22 protein-coding genes are annotated in these 24,959 nt (G+C 64.3%); 13 read left to right on the top strand and 9 right to left on the bottom strand.

The annotated features are described in order from the left end of the window. Positions 1-255 precede the first annotated feature (255 nt). From PQR02_RS21085 to PQR02_RS21115, 7 genes are all read left to right on the top strand, one after another. A complete protein-coding gene (locus PQR02_RS21085) occupies positions 256-972 on the top strand; it encodes an ABC transporter permease (protein ID WP_408235231.1) in 717 nt (238 codons plus the stop codon). Then, the gene (locus PQR02_RS21090) at positions 969-1,865 is read left to right on the top strand and encodes a glycine betaine ABC transporter substrate-binding protein (protein WP_408235234.1); all 897 of its coding nucleotides are present in this window, start codon (positions 969-971) and stop codon (positions 1,863-1,865) included. The genes PQR02_RS21085 and PQR02_RS21090 overlap by 4 nt, the downstream gene beginning before the upstream one ends. A 14-nt stretch (positions 1,866-1,879) precedes the next feature. Next, positions 1,880-2,533: an ABC transporter permease gene (locus tag PQR02_RS21095; protein ID WP_408235237.1), complete on the top strand. Its 654-nt coding sequence runs from the start codon at positions 1,880-1,882 to the stop codon at positions 2,531-2,533. After that, complete coding sequence (locus PQR02_RS21100) at positions 2,530-3,741, top strand: osmoprotectant ABC transporter ATP-binding protein OsmV (protein ID WP_408235240.1); 1,212 nt, start codon at positions 2,530-2,532, stop codon at positions 3,739-3,741. The genes PQR02_RS21095 and PQR02_RS21100 overlap by 4 nt, the downstream gene beginning before the upstream one ends. Before the next feature lie 400 nt (positions 3,742-4,141). Further along, the gene (locus tag PQR02_RS21105) at positions 4,142-6,322 is read left to right on the top strand and encodes an NHL repeat-containing protein (protein WP_408235243.1); all 2,181 of its coding nucleotides are present in this window, start codon (positions 4,142-4,144) and stop codon (positions 6,320-6,322) included. 105 nt (positions 6,323-6,427) lie between these two features. After that, positions 6,428-6,685: a hypothetical protein gene (locus tag PQR02_RS21110; RefSeq protein WP_408235246.1), complete on the top strand. Its 258-nt coding sequence runs from the start codon at positions 6,428-6,430 to the stop codon at positions 6,683-6,685. 205 nt (positions 6,686-6,890) lie between these two features. Further along, positions 6,891-7,487: a LysE family translocator gene (locus PQR02_RS21115; RefSeq protein WP_408235249.1), complete on the top strand. Its 597-nt coding sequence runs from the start codon at positions 6,891-6,893 to the stop codon at positions 7,485-7,487. A gap of 21 nt (positions 7,488-7,508) precedes the next feature. Here the strand turns inward: PQR02_RS21115 and PQR02_RS21120 are convergent, their stop codons facing one another. The 9 genes from PQR02_RS21120 to PQR02_RS21160 form a co-directional block, all read right to left on the bottom strand. Beyond that, positions 7,509-8,732 carry a winged helix-turn-helix domain-containing protein gene (locus PQR02_RS21120; RefSeq protein ID WP_408235252.1) on the bottom strand — a complete coding sequence of 408 codons (1,224 nt, stop codon included), beginning with the start codon at positions 8,730-8,732 and terminating at the stop codon, positions 7,509-7,511. A gap of 123 nt (positions 8,733-8,855) precedes the next feature. Continuing rightward, positions 8,856-9,131 (bottom strand): hypothetical protein, encoded by a 276-nt coding sequence (locus PQR02_RS21125; protein ID WP_408235255.1) that lies wholly within the window; start codon positions 9,129-9,131, stop codon positions 8,856-8,858. Positions 9,132-9,391: 260 nt separating this feature from the next. Continuing rightward, entirely contained in the window at positions 9,392-11,119 is a 1,728-nt protein-coding gene (locus PQR02_RS21130; protein ID WP_408235258.1) for an FAD-dependent oxidoreductase, read from the bottom strand. Between the two features lie 90 nt (positions 11,120-11,209). Beyond that, positions 11,210-12,202 (bottom strand): DedA family protein/thiosulfate sulfurtransferase GlpE, encoded by a 993-nt coding sequence (locus PQR02_RS21135; RefSeq protein ID WP_408235261.1) that lies wholly within the window; start codon positions 12,200-12,202, stop codon positions 11,210-11,212. A gap of 348 nt (positions 12,203-12,550) precedes the next feature. Continuing rightward, positions 12,551-12,802 carry a hypothetical protein gene (locus PQR02_RS21140; protein ID WP_408235414.1) on the bottom strand — a complete coding sequence of 84 codons (252 nt, stop codon included), beginning with the start codon at positions 12,800-12,802 and terminating at the stop codon, positions 12,551-12,553. Positions 12,803-13,015: 213 nt separating this feature from the next. Continuing rightward, positions 13,016-13,597, bottom strand: a complete 582-nt coding sequence (locus tag PQR02_RS21145; RefSeq protein ID WP_408235264.1) for a DinB family protein — start codon at positions 13,595-13,597, stop codon at positions 13,016-13,018. A 339-nt stretch (positions 13,598-13,936) separates the two neighbouring features. Continuing rightward, entirely contained in the window at positions 13,937-15,622 is a 1,686-nt protein-coding gene (locus PQR02_RS21150) for a methyl-accepting chemotaxis protein (RefSeq protein ID WP_408235267.1), read from the bottom strand. A gap of 252 nt (positions 15,623-15,874) precedes the next feature. Further along, positions 15,875-16,276 (bottom strand): RidA family protein, encoded by a 402-nt coding sequence (locus PQR02_RS21155; RefSeq protein WP_149670623.1) that lies wholly within the window; start codon positions 16,274-16,276, stop codon positions 15,875-15,877. Positions 16,277-16,419: 143 nt separating this feature from the next. Further along, the gene (locus PQR02_RS21160) at positions 16,420-17,820 is read right to left on the bottom strand and encodes a GntP family permease (RefSeq protein ID WP_408235272.1); all 1,401 of its coding nucleotides are present in this window, start codon (positions 17,818-17,820) and stop codon (positions 16,420-16,422) included. A 312-nt stretch (positions 17,821-18,132) separates the two neighbouring features. Here PQR02_RS21160 and PQR02_RS21165 point away from each other — a divergent pair, with 312 nt between their 5' ends. The 6 genes from PQR02_RS21165 to PQR02_RS21190 all read left to right on the top strand — a co-directional run bounded on the left by PQR02_RS21165 (position 18,133) and on the right by PQR02_RS21190 (position 24,867). Next, positions 18,133-19,617, top strand: a complete 1,485-nt coding sequence (locus PQR02_RS21165; RefSeq protein WP_408235275.1) for a sigma-54 interaction domain-containing protein — start codon at positions 18,133-18,135, stop codon at positions 19,615-19,617. 87 nt (positions 19,618-19,704) lie between these two features. After that, positions 19,705-19,965, top strand: a complete 261-nt coding sequence (locus tag PQR02_RS21170; protein ID WP_408235278.1) for a hypothetical protein — start codon at positions 19,705-19,707, stop codon at positions 19,963-19,965. Positions 19,966-20,515: 550 nt separating this feature from the next. Then, positions 20,516-20,719 (top strand): hypothetical protein, encoded by a 204-nt coding sequence (locus PQR02_RS21175; protein WP_408235281.1) that lies wholly within the window; start codon positions 20,516-20,518, stop codon positions 20,717-20,719. Between the two features lie 120 nt (positions 20,720-20,839). Further along, complete coding sequence (locus tag PQR02_RS21180) at positions 20,840-22,039, top strand: serine hydrolase domain-containing protein (protein ID WP_408235284.1); 1,200 nt, start codon at positions 20,840-20,842, stop codon at positions 22,037-22,039. Between the two features lie 126 nt (positions 22,040-22,165). Then, a complete protein-coding gene (locus PQR02_RS21185; RefSeq protein ID WP_408235287.1) occupies positions 22,166-22,462 on the top strand; it encodes an H-NS histone family protein in 297 nt (98 codons plus the stop codon). A gap of 803 nt (positions 22,463-23,265) precedes the next feature. Then, positions 23,266-24,867, top strand: coding sequence for a peptide chain release factor 3 (locus PQR02_RS21190; RefSeq protein ID WP_408235290.1), 1,602 nt, complete (start codon positions 23,266-23,268; stop codon positions 24,865-24,867). Positions 24,868-24,959 lie beyond the last annotated feature (92 nt).

Raw genomic sequence — 24,959 nt, forward strand, 5'->3', positions numbered from 1 at the left:
CCCGTCGGACAAGCGTCCAAGCGTCGCTGTCCACCTCATCGAAGGATCTGGCGCCAGTTTGCTAACTGGCTAGCCACCGAGGGCACGAGCAGTTCATCGCACCGCCCTCGCGCCGGGCAAACCACACAGTCCCGGCATCACTCGGTTCAACTCGCGGCACCTGCCGCGTCCCGAACTTCTCATTCGCAGCGTCGTTATGACGCCTGTGCGGCGCGGCTATTTCTGCGCGTCGCCCGAACAAGGAGGCGCATCTTCATGATTCATCGTCCTGCCAGACTGATCGGCAGTCTTGTAGCCCTCGGCTTGGTCGTCCCTTTGCTCAGCCACGCGATCGACCCCGGCGCATTGCAGCAATACGCGCCCGATCTCGTCTACTACACGAAACGGCACCTGCTGCTGGTCGGCTACTCGATGGCCCTCGCCCTGCTGGTCGGCATACCGGCCGGTATTCTGTTGAGCCGTCCATCGTTCGCGCGTCACGCCGAACGCTTCATGCAGATCTTAAACATCGGCAACACGATCCCGTCGCTGGCGGTGCTGGCCATCGCGCTAGGCATCTTCGGCATCGGCGATATTCCGGCGCTCGTCGCGCTGTTCCTGGCCTCCTTGCTGCCGATCACGCGCAACGCGTACGAAGGCATGAAGAATGTGTCGCCCGCGCTGCGCGAGGCGGCCCGCGGCATCGGCATGACGGGGTGGCAGTCGTTGTTGCGCGTCGAGCTGCCCAACGCGATGCCGATCATCATCGGCGGCGTGCGTACCGCGCTCGCGATCAACGTGGGCAGCGCACCGCTCGCGTATCTGATCGGCGCGGACAGTCTCGGCACGCTGATTTTCCCCGGCATCTACCTGAACAATCAGCAGCAGCTTCTGCTCGGCGCCGCGGCGACCGCGATTCTCGCGCTGGTTCTCGACGGCATCGTTTCGGCCGGCAGCCGTTACCTGCTCGCACGACGCGGGGTGACGGCATGATGAATCTGCTCAAACGCAGCCGCTGGATCGCGGCAGGCGCGCTGCTCTTCACGAGCCTTCACGCGAGCGCGGCGACGCTCGTTGTCGGCGGGAAAAATTTCACTGAGCAGTACGTTCTCACCGAGATCACGTCGCAATACCTGCAATCGAAGGGCTACACGATCGACGCGCGCGCGGGGCTCGGTAGCACGCTCATGCGCAGTGCGCAGGAGAACGGCCAGCTCGACGTGGTCTGGGAATACACGGGCACGGCCGCGCTCGTCTACAACAAGATCACCGAGAAGCTCGACGCGAAGACGATGTACGAGCGCGTGAAGGAACTCGACGCGAAACGCGGCCTCGTCTGGCTTGATGCGTCACCGCTGAACGACACGTACGCGCTCGGCTTGCCGCAGCAGTTGGCGCAGCAAACCGGCATTCGCACCATTTCGCAACTCGCCGAGAAGCTCGCGGCCGAGCCGAAAAAGAAGCACGTCTTCGCGATGGATGCGGAGTTCGCCAATCGTGCCGATGGCCTGAAGCCGCTCGAAGCCGCCTACGGCATGGAGTTCAGCCGCGCGGAAACGCGCCAGATGGACCCGGGTCTCGTCTACACCGCGTTGCATAACAACCAGGTGCCGATCGGCCTGATCTACACAACGGACGGCCGCGTGAAGGGCTTCGACATCGTGCCGCTCGAAGACGACCGGCACTATTTCCCCGCATACAACGCCACGCCGGTGGTGCGCAAGGCGATCCTCGACCAGAACCCGCAGCTCGCGGCGCAACTGAACGCACTCTCCGGTGTCCTGAACAACGACGCGATGCTGGAGATGAACAAGCAGGTCGATATCGACGGCAAGCCGGTGCGCGAAGTCGCGGCGGATTTCCTGCGCACGCACAAGCTGCCCTGAGCGGAGACCTTTCTATGACTGTATTCGACTATCTATCGGCCAACTGGCTCGAACTGCTGCAACTGACCGCGCAACACGTGTGGCTGGTGGGGATCGCGGTGGGCTGCGCGATCATCGTCGGCGTTCCCCTGGGGATCCTGATCAATCGCCACGAGTGGCTGGCCGCACCGTTGCTGAGCATCGCCACCGTGGTGCTCACCTTGCCGTCGATCGCGCTGTTCGGCCTGATGATTCCGGTGTTCTCGCGCTTCGGCCAGGGCATCGGCGCGGTGCCGGCGATCACCGCCGTGTTTCTCTATTCGCTGCTGCCGATCATGCGCAACACCTACCTCGCGCTGCGCAATGTCGACGCCGGCATCAAGGAAGCCGGCATCGGCATCGGCATGACCGTGTGGCAACGGCTGCGCCTCGTCGACTTGCCGCTCGCGGTGCCGGTGATTCTCGGCGGCGTGCGGACGGCCGTGGTGATGAACATCGGCGTGATGACGATCGCCGCGGTGATCGGCGCGGGCGGCTTGGGCACGCTGATCGTCCGCGCGATTGGCCAGAGCAACATGATGAAACTGTTGGTGGGCGCGGTGCTCGTGAGCTTGCTCGCGATCGTCGCCGACCTGCTGCTGCAGGCGCTGCAACGCCTGCTGACACCGAAGGGAGTGCAAAAGACATGATCGAACTCGACAAACTGACAAAGACGTTTACGCAGAAGGACGGCCAGCAGGTCAAGGCGGTCGACTCGGTGAGCCTCACCGTCGGCGCAGGAGAAATCTGCGTGTTCCTGGGGCCGTCCGGTTGCGGCAAGACCACGACGCTGAAGATGATCAACCGTCTGATCACGCCGACCTCGGGCCGCGTGCTGATCAACGGCGAGGACACCTCGGGTCTGAACGAAGTCGAATTGCGCCGGCACATCGGCTACGTGATCCAGCAGATCGGCCTGTTCCCGAACATGACGATCGAGGAAAACATCACGGTCGTGCCGCGCCTGCTCGGCTGGGACAAGAAGCGCTGCCGCGAGCGCGCCATGGAGCTGATGTCGATGGTCGCGCTGGATCCGAAGCAATACCTGAAGCGCTATCCGCGCGAACTGTCGGGCGGGCAGCAGCAGCGCATCGGCGTGATTCGCGCGTTGGCCGCCGATCCGCCCGTGCTGCTGATGGACGAGCCGTTCGGCGCGGTCGACCCGATCAACCGGGAGTCGATTCAGAACGAGTTCTTCCAGATGCAGCGTCAACTGAACAAGACGGTGATCATGGTGAGCCATGACATCGACGAGGCGATCAAGCTCGGCGACCGCGTGGCGGTGTTCCGCCGCGGTCAGCTGGTGCAATACGATCATCCGGACACGCTGCTTGCGCGTCCGCGCGACGAGTTTGTCGGCGCGTTCGTCGGCCAGGACAGCACGCTGAAGCGCTTGTTGCTGGTGAAGGCCGGCGACGCCGCCACGCAGCCGGACACCGCGCGCGCCGAAATGCCGGTGGCACGCGCGCTCCAGATGATGGACGACAGCGACAATCGCTATCTGACCATCGTCGACGACAACCAGCAGGCGCTCGGTTATGTGACGCGCCGCGCGGCGCGCGCGGGCCAGGGCGTGTGCGGCGATCATCTCACCGCGTTCAAGGCCACCGTCAATGCCGACGAGCATCTGCGCATCGTGCTGTCGAAGATGTACCAGTTCAATTCGTCCTGGATGCCGGTACTGGACGGCGATGGCCGTTATGTCGGCGAAGTCACACAGGATTCGATCGCGGATTATCTGAGTTCAGGGCGGTCGCGTGGGCAGACGGGACAACCGGCGATCGTCTCGCCTGCCGTTACCGCTGCCGAAGCGGCTGCCGCGCAAGCGGTGATCGTGGAGCACGCCGTGCATTCGTAACGTTGTCCTGCTGTACACGGGCCTTCGCTTCGCTTCGCCGTTTCGTCGCGAAGAGGCGGAGGCCTTTTCATTTCGTAGAGTCGCCGCACTCGCTCAGGTCATCCAAAGGCCGGTCCCCGTCATCCGCCGCAATGCCATGTCATGCACCTACGCGGTGACATTTCGATTACATCCGCATATAAAACTCAAACAGCAAGTTATTGCCGCGTAATAATATGCGCAGCGTATTAATTGAGGTGGCTAAAGGCTTATCAAGGATTTTTTTTGGAATTTATTTACGCTTTTTCTATGAGAGGATAAAACGTCAACATTGACGTATGCGCATGAACTGGTGTCTGCGCATATCCGCGACAGCGTGCCAGCCATGCGCGCGCTTTGCGACTCGCAAGGAAATACCGTCGTGAAACTCCTCTCTCGTCTCGGTCTGGCCGTCGTCTTATTCCATAGCCTTATTCCACTGAATGCGTCCGCACAATCCCAACTCAGCTACTCCACTTCATGGATCGGCAATAGCTTCGGTTTCGGCGACGGCAAATGGATGCAGCAGGATATTCGGGCCATTAGCGTCGGCGCCGACGGCACCGTTTATACCAATGCGCCCTGGGACGAGAGCGGCAGCGAAATTGCCGCCTACCGTGCAGGCGACAAACTCGCGGTGGCGGGTTCGACACATGGCTGGGGCGCGGCCGGCGGTGACGCGGTCGCGGTAAATCATCAGTACCTGTATGCGGCGATGTCGATCGGCAATGAGAGCAACGCGCTCGTCGGCTCGGACTATCCGCCAGCCAATCAGACCTGGTACGGCATCACGCGCCGCAGGCTCGCGAATCTGGCGAGCGGCGCGCCGTTCAGCGGCGGCATCGGCAATAGCGCGAATGCGACAAAGAACAGCTTCCTCGCGCTCGACACGGTGACGACCGGCATCGACGCAGGCATTCGCGGCCTGGCCGCCACCGATACCGAACTGTATGTGGCCGACACCTACGGCAACCGGATCGTCGTGTTCGACGCGGAGTCGATGCAGCCTTTGCGCTCGTGGAATGTGACGTCGCCGGGACGCATCGCGGTGGACACCGATTCGACGCTATGGGTGATGCGCGGCATTTCATCCGGATCCCTAACTATTGAGCACTACGCCGCCGACGGCACCGCGCTCGGCGCGTTGACATTGCCCGCCGGCACGGTGCCGTCCGATATCACGGTCGCACCGTCAGGGCAAATACTCGTCGCCGACAACGGGCCATCACAGCAGATTCTCGTCTTCAACAAGGACGCCAGCGGGCAGCCGCAAGCCGGCGCGGCGATCGGCACGCGCAATGGCCTGTTTCACGCGGTCAAAGGCGTGCCGGGCAACGTGCGCTTCAACGGCATCACGGGTATCGGTGTCGATCCGGCGGGCAATCTGTATGTCGCGCAAAACGGCGAGGGGCCGCGCGCGTTGGGCTCGGCGTCGGTTGGGCAGGGCGCGGTGCTCGAAAGCTACGTGTTCAGGTCGCATACGTCCAACTGGCGGCTCTACGGCCTCACGTTCGTCGACAGCGCCGCGTTCGATCCAGCCACGCCGAACGCCGTCTACACGGGCTCGAAGCGCTTCACGCTCGATTACAACCAGCCGGTCGGCCACGAATGGTCGTATGCGGCCTTCACGCTGGACCGGTTCGACTATCCCGACGACCCCGCATTTCACGAGCCGCGCGGTGTGCGTGGCGAGCCGATGGTGCGCCGGATCAACGGTCAGCCGTTTCTGTACACGCTCGATCCGGGCGCGCATTATCTGAACGTTTATCGCTTCGACGCGGCGCATGGCGAAATGGCGATTCCGTCCGGTCTGCTCGCGCAGAATCCGCTGCCGGGCACGTGGCCCGCCGGCCAGCCGACTTACGGCGAATGGCTGTGGCGCGACAGCAATGGCAACGGCACCGTCGAGCCCAGCGAAATCAGCAGCCATCCTTCGTCCGGCAGCACGGTCGGCAACGGCTTCTGGTGGGTCGACACGCCGGGCAACGTGTGGCTTGCGACGCCGTTGAGCGGCATCCGCGAGATGCCGATGCAGGGGTTCGACTCCGCCGGCAATCCGATCTACACGTACGCGAGTTCGAAGATGTTCGCGATGCCGCAACCGTTCACGCGGCTCGCGCGGCTCGTCTACATCGCGGAGACCGACACCATGTATCTGTCCGGTTTCACGAGCGCGATTCCGTGGGACGCGACCCACTGGAAGGAAGCGGGCCCCGTGCTCGCGCGTTATGACAACTGGAGTTCCGGCGCGCCGACGCAACAGTACGCGATCTCGCTGCCGTGGAATACGCGGAGCAATCCGCAGACGACGACGGTCGGCGTCGCGGTGGCGGGCAACTACATTTTCGTCGCGGAGCTGTACACGGCGAAAGTCGATGTGTACGACGCGCGCACCGGCCAGGCGGTCGGCTACATGACGCCGGGCGCGAGCGTCGGCAGCACGAGCGGCTGGGTGGACGTGTACCTCGGCATCAGCGCGGTGCAACGCGCCAATGGCGAGTACGTGGTGCTGCTGGAAGACGACGCCCGCGCGAAAATCCTGATGTATCGCTGGACGCCTTGATGTGCGCCGCGTGCGCGCCGATCACGAATAGACGGCGGCGCACGATCGGTATATAACAACGTGAAAGGCTTGTTCACGCTGCATCAACCGGAGCGATGTTTGATCATGACGCAAGACGTTTCGCCAAAGCCGCCCACGGGCGACCGGCCCGATCTGGAAAACCTCGACGCAGCGCTCAGTCACGTGGATCAGCAGGTATCGTCCGGCAGTATTGCGTCGGGCGCAGCAAAGGGCATTCTGTACAGCCTGATCGAAACGCTCGGCGCGTTCGTGGGCGATCCCGATCTGCCGGAGCACGCGCGCTCGGGCTACGAAGGGCTGCTGGAAGCCGCGCGTGAATTGCGCGCGAAGCTGGATCGCTGAAGCAAGGGCGCGCCGCCGAGTGTGGGCGGCGCGGTTTGCATCGGCATGAATGTCGGCAAGCGTGCCGATGTGGAACACGCGTAGCCGTTGCAAGCGGCGCTTGCGATCCGTCCGCGCATTAGCCGTCAATTCATTCGCCGCCGCGTGACGGCGATGCCCCTATCTGTGATAAAAGGCGCACTGTTTCCAACACTGCGCCATTTCTATGCTCTCTGCGACTGCAATCGCGTTGCTGGCTGTCGGCATCGTCGTCGTGCTGATTACTCCGGGACCCACCAACACGCTGCTGGCGGCGGCCGGTTTGCGTCATGGCGTGCGGCGCTCGGCGCCGCTGATCGGCGCCGAACTGGCAGGCTATCTGGTGTCGATTTCCGTATGGGGACGCTTTCTCGCGCAAGCGGCGCATGCGCTGCCGTGGTTGCCGTCGCTGTTGCGCGTCGCGGCCGGTCTTTACATCGCCTGTCTGGCCGTCGATATGTGGCGCGCGGCGGTCGCCTTGCCCGATTCCACGCCGCGCACTGGCGGCATGCGCACGCTGTTCGTGGCGACGCTGCTCAATCCGAAAGGGCTGCTGTTCGCGGGCACGATCTTTCCGGCCATCGCCTTCACGCAGGTGCCGGCTTATGTGTTCACGATGCTGGTGTTCGCGTGCCTGGCCGTGCCGATCGCGCTCGCGTGGATCGCATTCGGCGCGGCGCTCGGCAGCGGTAAGCTGTGGCTCGATCCGGTGAAGATGCAGCGCGGCGCGTCGATTGTGCTGGGCGTGTTTTCCCTGTCGCTCGCGTGGGCGGCGCTGCACTGAGCGCGCGTTTGCATCGTGTCGTTACGCTTGCACGTCGTTGTCGGCGCTTAATGCTTCGAGCCAGGCGGACGGCGCCGAAGTGATCGCCAGTTGCGGGGTGCCGTGCCAGTCCGCGCAACGTTGCAATGCGCGGCGCAAATCGCCGGCGAGGCGCGCGCTAAGACGCACACCCGGCTCGATGTGCAGCGACTTCAGCTCGAACACACGCTGGGCCCGATGCGCTTTCGCATCCACGCGGCCAACCAGCTTGCCCCGGCTCAGCAGCGGCAACACGAAGTAACCGTATTTGCGTTTGGCCGCGGGCGTATAGCATTCGATTGCATAATCGAAGTCGAACAGCGCGGCGGCGCGCTTGCGGTCCCATACCATCGGATCGAATGGCGACAGCACCGTCGTGACGGTTGACGCGAGCTTGCCGCTTGCGGCGTCGTCGAGCAGCGGCGCGAAGTCTCGATGGACGAACGTGTCCTGTTTCCAGCCTTCCACGTGAACCGGAATCAGCTCGCCCGCATCGGCGAGCGCGTGCAGTTCGTCGCGGTAGGGGCGGCGTGGCAGCCGGTAGTAATCGGCGACCCAATCGGCGCGCGCGGCACCGAGCGCGCGGCAGGTGCGGCGCAGCACTTCGGTGGTGATGAGGTGGGCCGGCGGCAGATCGCGCGCGTCGTCCCAACCGGGCAAGACGCGCTCGGTCAGATCGTAGACGCGGTGGAAATTGCGGCGCTCCGCCACCATCAGTTGCCCAATCGCGAACAGCACTTCAAGGTGACGTTTCTCCGGCTTCCAGTCCCACCAGCCGTGGCTCGTGCCCGTCTCGCGGACGAAATCCGCCGAGCGGACCGGACCCGTCGCACGAATTTGCGCGAGCAACGTGTCGATGTCCGCCCGATGCCTGGCGTGCCACTCGGCCGCGTATTTCCAGCCCATCCCGCTCGGGTCGAGCATCCGATGACGCAGCAGGCCGTAGTCCTCAATTGGCAGGAAGCAGGCTTCATGCGCCCAGTACTCGAACAGTTCGCCTTCGGCGAGATGTTCGTCGAGCCACTGCTGCGGATACGCGCCGAGCCGGCTGAACAGCACGAGATAGGGGCTGCGCGCGACGACGTGGATCGTGTCGATCTGCAATTGCGTCATGCGGCGGATCGTGTCGAGCACGTCGGCCTTGACGGCCTTGCGGCGTGGCGGCGTCAACAGGCCTTGCGCGGCCAGATGCAGGGTGCGGGCTGCGGATATCGGCAGAATCTTCACGCGAGCGTCGGACAGTGAATGACGGCGAGTGGTGCGGGCACGAGGCCCGACCTCGATTAGCAGCCGGTACTGTAGCGTGAATCGAGAAGATGAACCGGACGCGGCGTGCAGCGCGAGACGTAGTTACCAGCCGTGCCCATGATGCCGTTCCCAACCGCGATGGCGGCCATGGTCGTGATGCCAGCCGCGGCCGCGATAGTAGTCGTCGCGGTATCCGTAACCATAGACGGGCTGCGGCGCATAGACGACCGGCGGCGGCGCGTACACCACGGGTGGTGCCGCGTACACCGGGCCAGGCGTATTGACGAACACGCCGACGTCCACCCGCGCGAGGGCGGCAGTCGATGCGCAGGCGGCGGCAAGGCCGAGGGCGGCGGATACGATGGCGCGTTTGGTCATGCGTGTCTCCAGTGTCGATCCGGAGTTGGCGTATTAGCGCTTACTCCGGTCCCAAGCGAAAGGGCTGGCCGTTCGCTGTCGAACGGCTGACGACAATCTTACGAGACAGAAAGGCACGCAGGTGCAACGAGTTGAAGGCGTGTGTAACAGCCGGTTACCCGCGAGGCCGGGCCATGGGGGGCCTGCTTCCCGGGGCCTTGGACGCCGAGCCTGGGCGCTGCTGGCATCACGGAGGCCCGGCGAGTCGCTTGGTGATGGCTCTAGGCGCCGAGCGCGACCGCTTCCCCAGTGGAAGCCGCCAGCAGTTGATGGATCTGCGCGACCACCGCCGCGCCTTCGCCGACCGCCGCCGCCACCCGTTTCGTCGAGCCGGCGCGGGCGTCGCCTATCGCGTACACGCCTTCGACCGACGTCGCGAGATCGCAGGCGGCCACGCCGTCCGCGCCGGTGCCGGTCAACACGAAGCCCTTGGCGTCGAGTTGCACGCCGCAGGTGCGCAGCCAGTCCGTGTTCGGGTCCGCGCCGGTGAAGAGGAACAGATGCCGCGTGTCGAAATGATCGACGCCGTCGGGCAAAGGCTTTTTCAGGCCGACCGATGCGAGCCCGCTCTCGTCGGCTTCGAGCCGGCCGACCTCCGAATTCGGATGCACGGACACATTCGGCAGCGAGCGGATACGGTCGATCAGATAGCGCGACATGGTGGCCTCAAAGCCGCTCCTACGGATCAGCACATGAACCTTGGCCGCGTGGGTGGCCAGATAGACGATCGCCTGGCCGGCCGAATTGCCGCCGCCCACCAGCACGACTTCCTGGCGTTTGCACAGCTTGGCTTCGACTGGCGACGCCCAGTAGTAGACGCCGCGCCCGTCGAAGCGGTCGAGACCTTCGAGCGCGGGCCGCCGGTAGACCGCGCCGCTCGCGATCACGATGGTGCGGGACGTGATATGCCCGCCGCACTTGAGTTCCAGCTGATACGGCGACTCCGCGCACTTCAGCGCCGTCACGTGGACCGGAATCGCGACGCGCGCGCCGAATTTCTGCGCCTGCACGAACGCGCGGCCCGCCAGCGCCTGGCCGGAGATGCCGGTCGGGAAGCCGAGGTAGTTTTCGATCCGCGAACTGGCGCCCGCCTGGCCGCCCGGCGCGCGGCTGTCGAGCACGATCACCGACAATCCTTCGGACGCTGCGTAGACGGCGGTCGCCAGTCCTGCCGGTCCGGCGCCCACGATTGCGACGTCATAGACATGCGAGTCGTCGAGGTCGGGCAGCAGGCCGAGGCAGGTGGCGAGTTCCGGCATGCTCGGATGATGCAGCACCGTCCCGTCCGGGCAGATCACGAGCGGCATGTCTTCCCGCTGCGCCGCGAACTGCTCGATCAGACGCAGGGCGTCTTCATCGCGCTCGTCGATCACGGAATGAGGGTGGCCATTGCGCGACAGAAAACCTTGCAGCATCACGAGCCGCGCGTCGCTGCTGTTGCCGATCAGGATCGGGCCGCCCGCGCCCTTTTCGATCAGCGACACGCGCCGTAGGATCAGCGCACGCATGATGCGCTCGCCGAGTTCGGCTTCGGCGACGATCAGTGCACGCAGCCCGGTGGGCGGAATCAGCAGCGCTTTCACCTCGCAGAGCGCCATGCCGTTCACCAGCGCGGGCCGTCCCGACAACTGGCCGACCTCGGCAAGAAAATGCCCCGCGCCATGTTCGTTGATCAGGACTTCGCGTCCAATGCCGTCGCGCTGATAGATTTTCACGCGTCCTTCGAGCAGTACGAACATGCCGGGCCCGGTATGACCCGTCTCGAACAGCAATTCGCCGGCTTGCCAGTGGCCGATCTCGCCAAACCGGCGCAGACGGTCGATTTCCGCGCAGGTGAGCGCGGGGAACATCTGATGCATGCGCGTCGAGAGCGTCGAAAACGGCGCGTCGGCGACAACCGTCTGCTGTCCTTCAACTTCCTGAGTCGGAACTTCCTGAGTCGAAAGCATTGAACCGCTCCTTCGGTGTTCATTGATGGATTGAACGGGAGGCGAAGCGGCGCGGCGCGCGAGGCGCGCTGATGCGGATGCGCCGCCGCGCTATATGGCCTTCGGCGCGATGTCGTCGACCGCGACTACCGGCGGCGGCGTGTGGGGCAGCGCTTCGACCGGCTTGCCCTTGTCGCGCCAAGCTTCCATGCCGCCGCGCAGCGGCAGCACGTCGGAGAAGCCGGCCTCGTTCAGTTGCTTGGCCATCCATGCCGCGGAGATCTCATTCGGGCAGGAACAGTAGATCACCAGTTTCTGATCGTGCGGATAGGTTGCGACGATCTCGTCGAGTTGGCGCTCATCGGCGAATTGCGAGCCCGGAATCACGTACGGATCGAGCTTGCGCTTCTCCTGGGAACGGATGTCGAACAGCACCGGCGATTTGCCCGCCGCGAACAGCTTCGCGAGCTCCTCGACTTCGATGCGCGCGGACGCGAGCTTCGAAATCAACTGACGGCGCCGGAACCACCGGTACGCCGCGTACAACAGCAGCAGCGCAACCGCCACGAGCGCGGCAGTGCGGCCGAGCCGCCCGGCAATCGCGAACAGCATGTCGATCTGCCGCGCGAACAAGGCGCCGATGATCAAGCCCGTGCCGGACCACAACGCGGCGCCGATGCTGTCGTAGGTGAGAAAAGTGCGGTAGCGCGTGCCCATGGCGCCGGCCATTGGGATCGACACGATCGAGAGGCCCGGCACGAACTTGGCCACCGCCAGCACGCGCACGCCCCAGCGGCCGAAAAAGCGCTCGGTCTTTTTCACACAGGTGTCACGCGAGAGCGACAGGCGGCAAATCGTCTTCAACGTGTTGCCGCCGTACATGCGGCCGGCGAGATACCACGCGCTGTCGCCGATCAGCGTGGCGAAGATCGACAGAATCAGAACCGGCAGCAATTGCGTGCCGACCGAGCCGGGATGCATGGCCGCCATCGCGCCGAACAGCACGAGCGACGGCATCGCCGGCACGGGTAGCCCGAGTGAGGCGGCCAGCACGTTGGCGAAGACGAGCGCCGGCCCATATTGCTCGACGAGATCATGTAGCATTGGCTTACAACCGCGGCCCTTGCGGGTGCGGCGGGGGTGGCAAAAGCAAAGGAGAATGCAAGGATTATGGACGCATTTTCAAGACGTGCAAACGGCTTGAAAAGGTGCCCGATATTCGGGTGGTAAGAGCGCTATTGCGGCAGGTTGAATGATTCAAAGCGCGGATTAGTGCCGCAAGCGAAACAAACAGAAAAAGATTGAAACCCGTCGGCATGCAAAGCGCTCGAACCTTGTCCATTGGAACGCTGCGAAGGCCGCGTGCCCGCGTGCCGCCACTCACCATTCAATGCGGGTAAAGCGGTAAAACATGCGGCATTCGCGCGCGAGCGCAATACCGCATGCGTTATTTCATTGACGATGATTGTGCTGTTCGCCCGGCAATTCAGCGCCATGCGCACGAATCGCGGCAATCAGCTCGGCAGGCGTGATTTCGTAACGCACCTCGCGGTGTATGCCCGCTTTGCGCTCGTCGACCTCGATCAGAAGAATCCCTTTGCCGTCTTCTGTCGATTCGAGGCGCAGCGAGCGGAGTTCGCGCGCCGTGGCTTCGTCGTATTCGGTGAGCAGGGCCATTGAGCCGGAGGACCCGGTAATGCGCATCGAAGTTGTCCTTGTTCCGTTGTTGATCGAACCATTGTACGGGCAGGCTGGCGCGCCGTCTTTCACGCCAGTGCGTGCCGTGACATCCCAAGCGGGGCAACCAGTTTAACGCGACTCCCACTCGCGACGGATGCATTTTTCGTGCCCCGTGGCGCCGCGAGTCTTCTCCATCGCTGTCATGCTGCTGACGCACCTTCCGGTTAAAAGCGCGGGTTAGCGCGGCGCGCTCATGCGCTCCAGCTCGCGCAGTTCGGCGGTGCGCAGCGGCGCGTCGGCGGCGAGAAAAAACTCGTCGAGCTGCGGCGGGGCGGCCGTTGTGCCGCTCAGCATCGCGTGAACCTGGCCGCGATGATGGATCTGATGGACGAACACATGTGGCAGTACGCTGCCGACGGCCTCCTGCTGAATGCCGACCAATGGGCCTCGGTCGATCTGGACGTCGCGTTGCAGATCGCCGTCGGCGAGCGACTCGCAGAAGGCGACGAGCCGCTGGTCGCTCCGCGCTTGTGCATCCCACAAGTCGGCTGCGCGCGGATAGGGCAATTCGTCGTCAAAAATGGTGAGCCCCTCGCCGCCGCCGGTCAGCGCGTCGAAGTAATACCGGTCCACCAGCAGGATGTGATTCAACGTGAGCTGCAGCGATGGGAAGAAGCTCACCCGGCGCTCGGCGAACGCGTCGTCGGTCAACGTGAGGCACGCCCGGTAGAGGCGTAGATTCGACCACGCGTTGTTGCGCGCCATCGCGACGAAGTGCGCGGCAAGCGGGTTCGCGCGCGGCGAGTCGGAAGGGGTCACGTCGGCCTCCTGGGGTTGCAGTCAGCATAGGGCGCACTCAAGTGTGAGCGCACTCGCGGCGCACGGCAATCGCGTGGACAACGGCTCCCGTATTGGCTCACCTTCGCGGGCCGTTCCGGCACAACGCAAACGCTGCTCGCGACGCGAGCCCGACAGGCCCCGGCTTCAACCATCCATTGACGCCCCAACCATGCAGGCAAAAAAATAGCCCGTCCGGAAAGGGACGGGCTGCTAAACGCCGTTGTTACTCGGGTCAAACTGCCCACAACCAGTGGGCGCTGACGGTTGCATCCTCACGCGCCAATAGTCGGCTGTCGAGGTGGGAGTAACGCCGATCTATCAGATCAATGTCGCTTCTTCCTGCTCGGCGGCGGGTGCGCTGGCGTGAAATGCGGGCGCCGCGCGGTTCGCCGCATCGGCCCCGAGCATGCGCTGCGCGCCGCTCCCGCCACGCGGCGCGGACGTGGCCTCGGCGACCGTGAACAGACGCACCGCTGCGTCGAGCACGTCCGCCTGTTCCGCGAGACGTTGCCCGGTGGCCGCCGCCTGCTCGACGAGCGCGGCGTTCTGCTGGGTTGCGCCGTCCAGATGCGAGACGGCCTGATTGACCTGGCGAATCCCTTCGGCCTGTTCGCTGCTCGCGTTGGCCACTTCGACGATGATCGACGACACCCGGCCCACCGCCTCGTCGATCGCGCGCATCTGCGATGTGGTGCGTGCGACCAGCTCGGTGCCCGCGGCGACTTCGCTCGCGCTTGCCTCGACCACCGATTTGATTTCCTTCGACGACGCCGCGCAACGTTGCGCGAGCATCCGCACCTCGCCCGCGACGACCGCGAACGAGCGGCCCACTTCGCCCGCGCGCGCCGCTTCGACGGCGGCGTTCAGCGCGAGGATGTTGGTCTGGAACGCGATCCCGTCGATCACGCCGGTGATATCCGCGATCCGCCGCGACGCCGCCGTGATGCCGGCCATGGTCTGCTCGACCTGGCCCGCGATCTTGCCGCCTTCGGCCGCCGCCGCCTGGGCGTCGCGCGCCAGGTCGGGCGCGCGCACGCTCGCATCGGCGTTGGCTTGCACGGTGGTGGTTAGCTCGTCCATGGTGGCGGCGGTCTCTTCGAGCGACGCCGCCTGCAATTCGGTGCGGCGCGCCAGATCCACGTTGCCGCTGGAGATTTCGCGCGCGTTGTCGAGCATGCCGGTGATCTGCGCGCGCACGTCGTAGACGATGGCCGCGAGATTCGCCTTCAGCTGGTTCAAGGCCTGCAGCACATCGCCGAGGTCATCGTGACGGGCGATCTCCAGATCGGTGGTCAGATCGCCCGCGGCGAGACGGGTCGCGAAGCCCGACATGTCGTCGATCGGCGCGGCGAGCTGGCGCGTCAGCACTCGCCACGACACGACGCTGATCGTCGTGGCGACGCCGAGCGCAATCCAGAACGGCGCGGGCGGCGTGCCTTGCCAAGCTGCGAGACCGGTCACGAGCAACGCCAGCGGCGTGAGCACGTAGCCGGCCGCCGCGCGCGTCGCGACCGGCAGACGCATCAGCGCCTGCAGACGTCCGCGCAAGCCGGTGCGCACCAGCACGCCGTGGCGCAGCATCAGGCCGCGCGATTCGCCCCTGCGCATGCGCGCATACAGCGATTCGGCGGCGCGCACCGCGTCGCGTTGCGGCTTCACGCGCACGCTGAGGTAGCCGACCACCGCGCCATTCTCGACCACCGGCGTGACGTTCGCGCGCACCCAGTAGTGATCGCCGTTCTTGCGACGGTTCTTGACGAGGGCGGTCCACGGGTGGCCTGCGCGGATGGTCGCCCACAAGTCGGCGAACGCTTCGCGCGGCATGTCCGGATGACGGATCAGGTTGTGCGGCTGGCCGATCAGCTCGTCGCGCGTAAAACCGGACACGGCGATGAAGGCCGGATTGCAGTACTGGATGCGGCCGGTCAGATCGGTCGCGGAAACAAGCATGTGGGACGACGGGAATTCGTACTCGTGCCCAGTGACAGGCTGGTTGTTGCGCATGACTTTCCTTGCAGATGCTGTCGCGCGTGGGCGCGGTGCTGACTTGTTCGCAAGGAATAACGGCAATTAACCCCACGGTCTTTAGGGTCTCCCACTAAACCACTCACGTTTGTGAGGCGTCTCGCCGTTAATGCAGGGTTGGGTCGAGGGGGGCGGGTTGACGTGGCGCGTAAGTGCGCCGGACGAGTGCCGCGCGAGCTTGGCAGTGCTGGCCTTCTCAGCACGGGCGTGGACGCTCACAGCCCGGCCGCTTCAGCCCGGCCGCTTCGCGACGAAGTCGATCTCGACCAGCGCATCGCGCGCAAGCGCGGTCACGCCGATGCAGGTTCTGGCAGGCAGCGCGTCGGCGGGAAAGTAAGCGCGGTAGATGGCGTTCATCGCGGCATAGTCGCGCTTGAACTCGGTCAGGAAGATGCGCACAGCGACCACGTGCTGCAAGCCCATGTCGAGGCCTTGCAGCACGAGCACCAGGTTGTCCATCACGCGCTGCGTTTGCGCGACGACGCCGTCCGGCAAGGGTGCGCTATCGTCGGTGGGCGAGGTCGGCATCTGGCCGGTCAGGAAGACCCAGCCGTCGGCTTCGGCGGCGTGGGAGAACGGCCCGACGGGCGTCGGGGCCTGCGGAATCATCCAGAAGCTGGGGCTTGAGCTCATCGGAAAGGTCGGCGCGTTTCGATTGTCGAAACGCTACGTTAACCGATCAAAACTCGTGCGGGGGAGTCGAGTGGGTGTTTCAAGAGCGAACTCAGGCAAGCAGCCGCACCGCACAGCACGCAGCGCGGCTCGCCTCCCCTCGATCAAACCAGCCCGGTCCCGTAGTACACCGCGATCACGAAGAACACCGCCAACGTCTTGATCACCGTCACCGCGAAGATGTCGCGATACGACTGGCGGTGCGTCAACCCGGTGACCGCCAGCAGCGTGATCACCGCGCCGTTGTGCGGCAGCGTGTCCATGCCGCCGCTCGCCATCGCGACCACGCGGTGCAGCACTTCGAGCGGAATATGCGCCGCTTCGGCGCCCTTTATGAACACGTCGGACATGGCCGCAAGCGCAATGCTCATGCCGCCCGACGCCGAGCCCGTGATGCCCGCGAGCGTGCTGACCGAAACGGCCGCATTGACGAGTGGATTGGGAATGCTCTTCAACGCGTCGCTGACCACGAGGAAGCCGGGCAAGGCCGCGATCACGCCGCCAAAGCCGTATTCCGACGCGGTGTTCAACGACGCCAGCAGCGCGCCCGCCACCGCGGCCTTGGTGCCGACCGCAAAGCGCGAGCTGACGCGGCCGAACGCGGTCAACATGACCATCACGATGCCCAGCAGCAGCGCGCCTTGCACGGCCCAGATCGCGACCACGCTCTTGACCGTGGTTTCGACCGGCGCGTGGAGGCCCGGCAGGATGTCCGGCGTGATCGTGAAGGTCGGGCCGTACCAGATGGGAATCCAGCGGGTCAGCAGGAAGTTCGCCACACCCACCACCACCAGCGGCGCGACGGCCAGCAACGGATGCGGCAGTTGCTTCGATTCGACGCGCTCCGGCTCGTTGACGAGTTCCGTGCCGTAGCCTTCGCCGGTCGCCATCGCGGCGCGGCGGCGCCATTCCAGGTAGGACAGACCCACCACGATGATGAACAGCGAGCCGATCACGCCGAGCGTGGGCGCGGCCCACGAGGTGGTCTTGAAGAAGGTGGTCGGGATGATGTTCTGGATCTGCGGGGTGCCGGGCAGCGAATCCATCGTGAACGAGAACGCGCCGAGCGCGATGGCGCCGGGCATCAGACGCTTCGGAATATTGCTCTGGCGGTACAGCTCGGCGGCGAACGGATAGACCGCGAACACCACCACGAACAGCGACACGCCGCCGTACGTGAGCAGTGCGCACACCGCGACGATCACCGCATTCGCACGCGAGCGGCCGATATAGCGGATTGCGGCCGCGACGATCGACTCCGAAAAGCCGGATAGTTCGATCACCTTGCCGAACACGGCGCCCAGCAGGAATACCGGGAAGTACAGCTTCACGAAGCCGACCATCTTGTCCATGAAGATGCCGGTAAAGACCGGCGCGACAGCGGCCGGTTCGGTCGCGAGGACGGCGGCGAGCGCCGCGATGGGCGCGAACAGAATGACGCTATAGCCGCGATACGCGGCAAACATCAGGAACGCCAGCGCGGCGAGGACGATGACAAAGGACATTGAGTCTCCAAGGCTTGGTTGTTCTACATGTACGCCGTCCTGACGGTGCGACGGCACGGCGCCGCGTGGAAGCAGGTTTCGTGCCATGCCCGCTGCCATGGCCGATGCATTGATCAGGTGGCCGAAGCGGGAAGCGCAGTTCGGCCGATTGTACCCAAACGTCTCCGAAACGGGACGCAAATCAACGGAAGATAAGGCTAACCAAGGTTAAACCCTTATCAATAGGGCTTGCTGGCGTTCTCTCCGATGAGATAAGCTTGTCTACAAAATGAGACAAGCGCAGTCAGAACGATACCCGGAGACAGCGACAGCATGATGAACGACTGGGCGGGCCTGCCCGCCACCTACGACGACGTACTGCGCCGGGCAATGGATTCGCTCTTTCGCACCTTCGAAAATTTCAGCGAAGGCACGTTCATCGTCGATGCCGATGCGCGCGTCGTCTGGATCAACAAGCGTTATGCGGCGCGCTTCGGCTTTTCGGACCCGCGGCAGGCGATCGGCCGCGATTGCGAAGCGGTGATTCCCAACAGCCTGATGCGCGAGGTCGTCATCACCGGCAAGCCGATCCTGCTCGACATCATGGAGACCGACCGCGAACCGCTCGTCGTCACGCGTTTGCCGCTGAAAGACGACGCCGGGGCGACGGTCGGCGCGGTCGGCTTCGCGCTATTCGACGAGCTGAAGGCGCTGACGCCGCTCTTTTCACACTACTCGCGCGTGCAGGAAGAATTGATCGCGACACGCAAATCGCTCGCACAGGCGCGCCGCGCCCGCTACACGTTCGGCAGCTTCGTCGGCACGAGCGCGGCCTGTCTCGAAGTGAAGCGTCAGGCGCGCCGCGCGGCGCAGCTCGAATCGCCGGTACTGCTGCTCGGCGAAACCGGCACCGGCAAGGAGCTGCTCGCGCATGCGATTCACGGCGGCTCGGCGCGCGCGAATCAGCCGCTCGTGACCGTCAACGTCGCGGCGATCCCCGAGACCTTGCTCGAAGTCGAATTCTTCGGCGCCGCGCCCGGCGCTTACACCGGCGCGGATCGCAAAGGCCGCGTCGGCAAATTCGAACTGGCGAACGGCGGCACGCTCTTTCTCGACGAGATCGGTGATATGCCGCTCGCGTTGCAGGGCAAGCTGCTGCGGGTGTTGCAGGACAAGGAGTTCGAACCGCTCATCTCGAACCGGATCGTGCGCGCCGACGTCCGGATCATCGCCGCGACTTCGGCCGATCTGCCCGCGCTGGTCTCGGCGGGACGCTTCCGCGCGGACTTGTTCTACCGGCTGAACGTGCTGACGATCCACGCGCCGCCGTTACGCGAGCGCTCATCGGACATCGAAGCGCTGGCCTACGCGATCCTCGAGGATCTGTCGACGCAAGCGTGCGCGAGCGGCCACTTCGAACTGCAGGACGACGCACTGCGGTTGCTGTGCTCGTATGCGTGGCCGGGCAACGTTCGCGAGTTGCGCAACACGCTGGAGCGGGCCGTCATGCTCTCCGACAGCGAACGGATCGACGCGCGCGCCTTGGCGCCGTACATCGGTTCGGCGCAGCCGGGCGGGCGGCGTCTTCAAGCGACCGAGGTGACCGCGCCAACGCAAACGCGATCGCAAGCACCGGGCGCGGCCGCTGGAATGCCCGAGCCGGCATCGTGGAGCGACGCGATGGCCGCGTTCGAAAAGCGCTTCCTGAGCGACGCGTTGCGCGCCAACGGCGGCCGCGTGATCGACACCGCCAGCCAGATCGGCATGGGCCGCGCGACGCTCTATAAGAAAATCGCGGCCTACGGCATCGAGGTGTGAGGCGGTCCGGGGGGGCGAGTGACGCAGTGCAACCACCCCGTGGCACAATCTCGAGATCGAAAAAAAAGACGTGACCGGGGCTTTCCAATGAAACGCAGTCTATCCTCCTTTGCGTGCCGGGCCAGCGCCACGCTGGCGGTCGGCGCTTTGTCCTTGCTCGGTGCGTGCAGCAGCAGCGCGCCGCTGTTTCTGCCGGATGGCCGCGCCACCACGCTGGTTCAATGCCCGGTCGGCTCCGACTCCTGCTCGCAGCAGGCCAGCGCAAGTTGCGGCGGCCCGTTCGACGTGGTGCGCCAGTCCAGCGAAAGCGGCACGCTCAGCCTGATTTACGCGTGCCGCGCGAAATAAAGAGAATCAAATCCGCGCCGGCACAAACGCTGGCGCGAGGGTTCACCGCATATTCCCTTCGTGTCGCGAAGCCCTCCGGTAATTAATGCGGTTGGCTTCGTCATATGACGTGCATTATTTGCTGTGCCCAAAAATTACTCATTGGGCATAGTAAAGTCATGGAAATTTCGCATGGTCGTCATAAAAAGCTATGTCTAATATGCATTCTGCAACCGGTTATCATGCGTGCTGAGTTTTGCGCGCAACTTTTTTAGCGGCTGGCCGAATGCTATGTTTCCCCCACGCCAGTAAATAGCCGCTTAACGGCTGCCTGGTGCGGGCCGCAGACTAGAGTCGGTGCGGAACCTAACGGAACGCGGAGGTGAATCGGCAGTATGCTGTTCGCACGGTTCGGGGTTTAACAAACAAGCACGTTTTTCCGTTTTTTTTGCCGAGGGGAAAAGAATCGAGAAAGATTTTCCGCTTTCAGTTTATACTGCCGCGCCCACCGCGGCACGTTCCATGCTTCCGATTTACGGTCGAAATTAATTCAAAGATTCCGGGGATAGCAATGAATCATCAGCAACTCGAAAAAGATATTGAACATCTGGAACGTGTTATTTCCCATATTTCCGCTGAAGATGGCATTCCGTTGTCCTATTGGCGCAGCCGCATCGACGTCGTTTCCGGCGCGGTCCGGGTGCCGGCGCAAGCCAGCCGGATCAAACGGCTGAATGCCGCGCTGTCGGCGCTGGAAATGCGGCACAAAGCCTGAACGCCCCGGCAGCGGAATCGCCGAACGTAACGACATAGCCCTCACGGCTGGCTCGGGCCAGCTCGCCGCGAGCGGCCAGACCTTTTCCCATCATTGAGCTTCCACTGACCCGGGACACTCATGCAACCAGCAGGACTTTCCGCGACGCGGTTGGCGGCGTTGAACAACGCCATGCAAGGCTATGTGGAACGCGGCGAAGTCGCGGGTGTCGTGTCGATGGTGTGGCGGCGCGGCGAAATCGGCTATTTCGAGGCGCTCGGTCTGCGCGACGAAGCCCGGCAACTGCCGATGGAGCGCGACACGCTGTTTCGCATCGCGTCGATGACCAAGCCGGTGACCAGCGCCGCGATCCTGATGCTGATCGAAGAGGACCGCCTCGCGTTCGACACGCCGATCGCCCTATGGCTGCCCGAACTGGCCGCGCCGCGCGTGCTGCGCGAGCCCGCCGGCCCGCTCGACGATACCGAGCCGGCCAAAGCGCCGCTCACCGTGCTCGATCTGCTCACGCACCGCGCCGGTTTCGCTTACCACTTCACCGCCACGGGGCCGCTGGCCGAAGCCTACGCGGCCGCTTCCAACGGTTTCGAAGCGCACGGGGACAGCGGCGCATGGCTCGCGCGCATCGCGGGTTTGCCGCTGATGTTCCAGCCCGGCTCGCGCTGGCACTACGGCGTCGCCACCGACGTGCTCGGTGTGCTGATCGAGCGCGTGAGCCGCTTGCCGCTCGGCGAGTTCTTCCGAACGCGCATTTTCGAGCCGCTCGGCATGCGCGATACCGCCTTCTGGGTGCCCGACGCGCAACTTGCGCGGCTTGCCACCGCGTATGGCGTCGAGCCCGGCACGCAGCGGCGCGTGGTCGAGGATCATCCGTCGGCGAGCCGCTGGGCGAATCCGGCGCGCTTTCAGAGCGGCGGTGGCGGGCTCGTTTCGACCGCGCAGGATTACCTGCAATTCGCGCAATTGTTGCTCGGACGCGGGCGCGTCGGCGAGACGCGTTTGCTGTCGCATCGCTCGGTCGATTTGATGCGCTCCAACTTTTTGACGCGCGACCAGCGTCGCGTGCCGGCTTTCGGGCATGTGCTGTGGGCGGGCCAAGGCTTCGGGCTGGGCTTGTCGGTGGTCGACGATCCCGCCCAGCAACTGGCGCTCGGCTATCGCTCGGTTGGCTCGTTCGGCTGGCCGGGCGCTTACGGCACCAGCTGGTTCGCCGATCCAGGGGAAGACCTGATCGGTCTGATGCTGATCCAGCGGCGCGGCGTCGAACCGTTTCCGATGTCCGTCGACTTCGAGCGCCGCGTGTACGATTCCATCGACGACTGAGTGCACTGATCGCCTCCCCCGGGCCGACGCGCAACCGGCGCGATACGATTGCAGGTCTTTCTATCCGACACTTTATTCATCTGGTAGTGTCCGCACTGCAATTCGTCAATCGATGGGAGCACCGCCATGGCCTCGTACAAACAGTTGACCGCCGAGCTCGAAAAACTCCACCGGGAAGTCGCCGCGGCCCGCGAGAAAGAAGTGGCGCAAGCGATCGCCGACATCAAGCAGAAGGTCGCCGAATACGACCTGACCGCCGAGGAACTCGGTTTCACGACCGAGCGCAAGCCGGCGCGCAAGGCGGCCCCGAAGTCGGTCGCCAGATATCGCAATCCGAAAACCGGCGAGACCTGGAGCGGTCGCGGCCGCTCGCCCGCGTGGCTTGCCGGCAAGAATCGCGAGCGCTTCCTGATCGAAATGTGAAGGGCGCGGTTGGGCGCGAGCGCGCTTAACATGCAATGCTTTCGACGCGCCGGATTTCCTGAAGTGATGCGGTGTGTGGTCAATGTCGCACCGTTGCGAGGGTCCCGAAAACGCTCACCTTTGACACACGCCTGTCTGCGGAAGGTGATTTTTGCGGCGTGACGCGCGAAGAGTTCGACTCTTTCGGTGAGCCAGGTTTTATTGTGTGAGGCACCGCTAGGCGTGGTTACCGATGACGCCTTTCGTGACGCTGGGCTCATTCCCTGAGAGGCCCATGATCCTTGACTGTCGGGCGTTTCAAGCTGTACGGAAAACTATGCCGGGGATCGGCTGAATCTTTCCCACGACTTGATAAACGTTCATCGCGCCGGCGAACTTTACATCGCAGGTGCGTGAACAGGGCTTGCTGAGCTTCACCTTTTGCCGCGACCCTGGCGCTCAGCGTCGCAAGTCCCGAAAACTCTCACCCTTGCGCGTGCCGCTCACAGCTCGCGCCCTGTGCGTGGACAAGTTCACCATTGAATTCACCCGCCGCCCCGACCCGCGCGAACCTTCGCGGCCGGTCCCGTTTCCCCTGCGGTTGTCGCGGGCGTGTATCATTCGTTCCCTGCGCTGTTCTGCGCTGGCGATTCCCGTATTGTCGAACGTTTGTTCGTGACCTGTTTCCGACGCGGCGAGGTTCGCCAGTCGATGTGGGTTCCGGCCCAACTCCCGCAGCTCACGCCGCCGCGCAAGGCGCGGCATACCGGCCGCCACCCGCCGCCGGGAACCGCCCGAACCCCTATCTGTGACCGCCAGACCCGATGTCAGTCTCCGAACTCAAACGCCGCCGCACGTTCGCGGTCATTTCCCACCCGGACGCGGGTAAGACCACGCTCACCGAAAAACTGCTGCTGTTCTCGGGCGCGATTCAGATTGCGGGCACCGTGAAGGGCCGCAAGAGCAATCGCTATGCGACGTCCGACTGGATGGAGATCGAAAAGCAGCGCGGCATTTCCGTCGCCAGTTCGGTGATGCAGTTCGAATACGGCAACGCCGTCATCAACCTGCTCGACACGCCGGGCCACGAAGACTTCTCCGAAGACACCTATCGCGTGCTGACCGCGGTCGACGCCGCCGTGATGGTGATCGACGGCGCCAACGGCGTCGAAGCACAGACGCTGAAGCTGCTCGAAGTCTGCCGCAGCCGCAAGACGCCGATCGTCACCTTCATCAACAAGCTCGACCGCGAAGTCCGCGAGCCGCTCGATCTGCTCGATGAAATCGAGCAGCATCTGGGCGTCGCCGCGGTGCCGTTCACCTGGCCGATCGGCATGGGCAAGGAATTCCAGGGCGTCTACGACATCCAGCGCGATCAGGTGCGCGTGTTCCGCGCCGGCCAGGATACCGCGGGCGGTGCGGTGGAAACGTTGCAGGCGTTGAGCGACGAGGAAGGCGAACGCCGTTTCGGCCATAGCTGGACGAAGGCCAAGGAAGAGATCGACCTGATCACCGGCGCGACGCCTGAGTTCGACCGCGAGCAGTTCCTTGCCGGCCAGCAGTCGCCGGTGCTGTTCGGCTCGGCGATCAACAACTTCGGCGTGAAGGAAATTCTCGACGCGCTGGTCGACCTGGCGCCGCCACCGTCGATGCGCATGACTGTGCAGCGTCCAGTGATGCCGGACGAGCCGAAGTTCACCGGCGTCGTGTTCAAGGTGCAGGCGAACATGGACCTCGCACACCGCGACCGCGTGGCGTTCATTCGCGTGTGCTCGGGGCGTTTCGAGCGCGGCATGGCGGTGAAGGTCACGCGCTCCAGCAAGACCTTCCGCGCCAACAACGTGGTGACGTTCCTGTCGCAGCGTCGTGAGACCGTGAGCGAGGCGTATCCCGGCGACATCATCGGTATTCCGAATCACGGCACGCTGAGTCTGGGTGACACGCTGACCGAAGGCGAGCCGCTGCAATTCGTCGGCTTGCCGTTCTTCGCGCCGGAAATTTTCCAGACCGTCGAAGTGGTCGATCCGATGCGCGCGAAGCAACTCGGCGAAGCGCTGAAGCAACTCGGCGAAGAGGGCGCGATCCAGGTGTTCCGTCCGGAAGGCGGCGGGCTGACGATTCTCGGCGCGGTCGGGCAGCTGCAGTTCGAAGTGGTGTCGCACCGTTTGTCGACCGAGTACAAGGTCGACGTGCGGATGGCGCCGGCGCGGTACCGGATGTCGCGCTGGGTCACCTGCGAGGACGCCGGTGAATTGCGCCGCTTCACCGATTCGTACGCGGCGCGCATCGCGCTCGACGCTTCGGATGCGCCGACTTATCTGGCGTCGCACGTGTCCGAGATCGAAGTCGCGCAGAAGGCGTGGCCGAAGATCGTGTTCAATGAATTGCGCGAGCATTCGGGCGCGCCGTTCAAGAAGGCGATGTAACGTAAGCCGTTTCTGTTACGCGTCAGCTAGACAGCCGCGCCAGTGCAAACTGACGCGGCTTTTTTCTGCCCAATGCGCGCGTTTTACGCGGG

It is taken from the genome of Paraburkholderia sediminicola, assembly GCF_046026895.1.
Classification (GTDB): Bacteria; Pseudomonadota; Gammaproteobacteria; order Burkholderiales; family Burkholderiaceae; genus Paraburkholderia; species Paraburkholderia sediminicola_C.

Coding starts and splice junctions, on each gene's coding strand:
- PQR02_RS21085 (WP_408235231.1), top strand. CDS start 256: ATGATTCATCGTCCTGCCAGACTGATCGGCAGTCTTGTAGCCCTCGGC.
- PQR02_RS21090 (WP_408235234.1), top strand. CDS start 969: ATGATGAATCTGCTCAAACGCAGCCGCTGGATCGCGGCAGGCGCGCTG.
- PQR02_RS21095 (WP_408235237.1), top strand. CDS start 1,880: ATGACTGTATTCGACTATCTATCGGCCAACTGGCTCGAACTGCTGCAA.
- PQR02_RS21100 (WP_408235240.1), top strand. CDS start 2,530: ATGATCGAACTCGACAAACTGACAAAGACGTTTACGCAGAAGGACGGC.
- PQR02_RS21110 (WP_408235246.1), top strand. CDS start 6,428: ATGACGCAAGACGTTTCGCCAAAGCCGCCCACGGGCGACCGGCCCGAT.
- PQR02_RS21115 (WP_408235249.1), top strand. CDS start 6,891: ATGCTCTCTGCGACTGCAATCGCGTTGCTGGCTGTCGGCATCGTCGTC.
- PQR02_RS21125 (WP_408235255.1), bottom strand. CDS start 9,131: ATGACCAAACGCGCCATCGTATCCGCCGCCCTCGGCCTTGCCGCCGCC.
- PQR02_RS21130 (WP_408235258.1), bottom strand. CDS start 11,119: ATGCTTTCGACTCAGGAAGTTCCGACTCAGGAAGTTGAAGGACAGCAG.
- PQR02_RS21135 (WP_408235261.1), bottom strand. CDS start 12,202: ATGCTACATGATCTCGTCGAGCAATATGGGCCGGCGCTCGTCTTCGCC.
- PQR02_RS21140 (WP_408235414.1), bottom strand. CDS start 12,802: ATGCGCATTACCGGGTCCTCCGGCTCAATGGCCCTGCTCACCGAATAC.
- PQR02_RS21150 (WP_408235267.1), bottom strand. CDS start 15,622: ATGCGCAACAACCAGCCTGTCACTGGGCACGAGTACGAATTCCCGTCG.
- PQR02_RS21155 (WP_149670623.1), bottom strand. CDS start 16,276: ATGAGCTCAAGCCCCAGCTTCTGGATGATTCCGCAGGCCCCGACGCCC.
- PQR02_RS21160 (WP_408235272.1), bottom strand. CDS start 17,820: ATGTCCTTTGTCATCGTCCTCGCCGCGCTGGCGTTCCTGATGTTTGCC.
- PQR02_RS21165 (WP_408235275.1), top strand. CDS start 18,133: ATGATGAACGACTGGGCGGGCCTGCCCGCCACCTACGACGACGTACTG.
- PQR02_RS21170 (WP_408235278.1), top strand. CDS start 19,705: ATGAAACGCAGTCTATCCTCCTTTGCGTGCCGGGCCAGCGCCACGCTG.
- PQR02_RS21175 (WP_408235281.1), top strand. CDS start 20,516: ATGAATCATCAGCAACTCGAAAAAGATATTGAACATCTGGAACGTGTT.
- PQR02_RS21180 (WP_408235284.1), top strand. CDS start 20,840: ATGCAACCAGCAGGACTTTCCGCGACGCGGTTGGCGGCGTTGAACAAC.
- PQR02_RS21185 (WP_408235287.1), top strand. CDS start 22,166: ATGGCCTCGTACAAACAGTTGACCGCCGAGCTCGAAAAACTCCACCGG.
- PQR02_RS21190 (WP_408235290.1), top strand. CDS start 23,266: ATGTCAGTCTCCGAACTCAAACGCCGCCGCACGTTCGCGGTCATTTCC.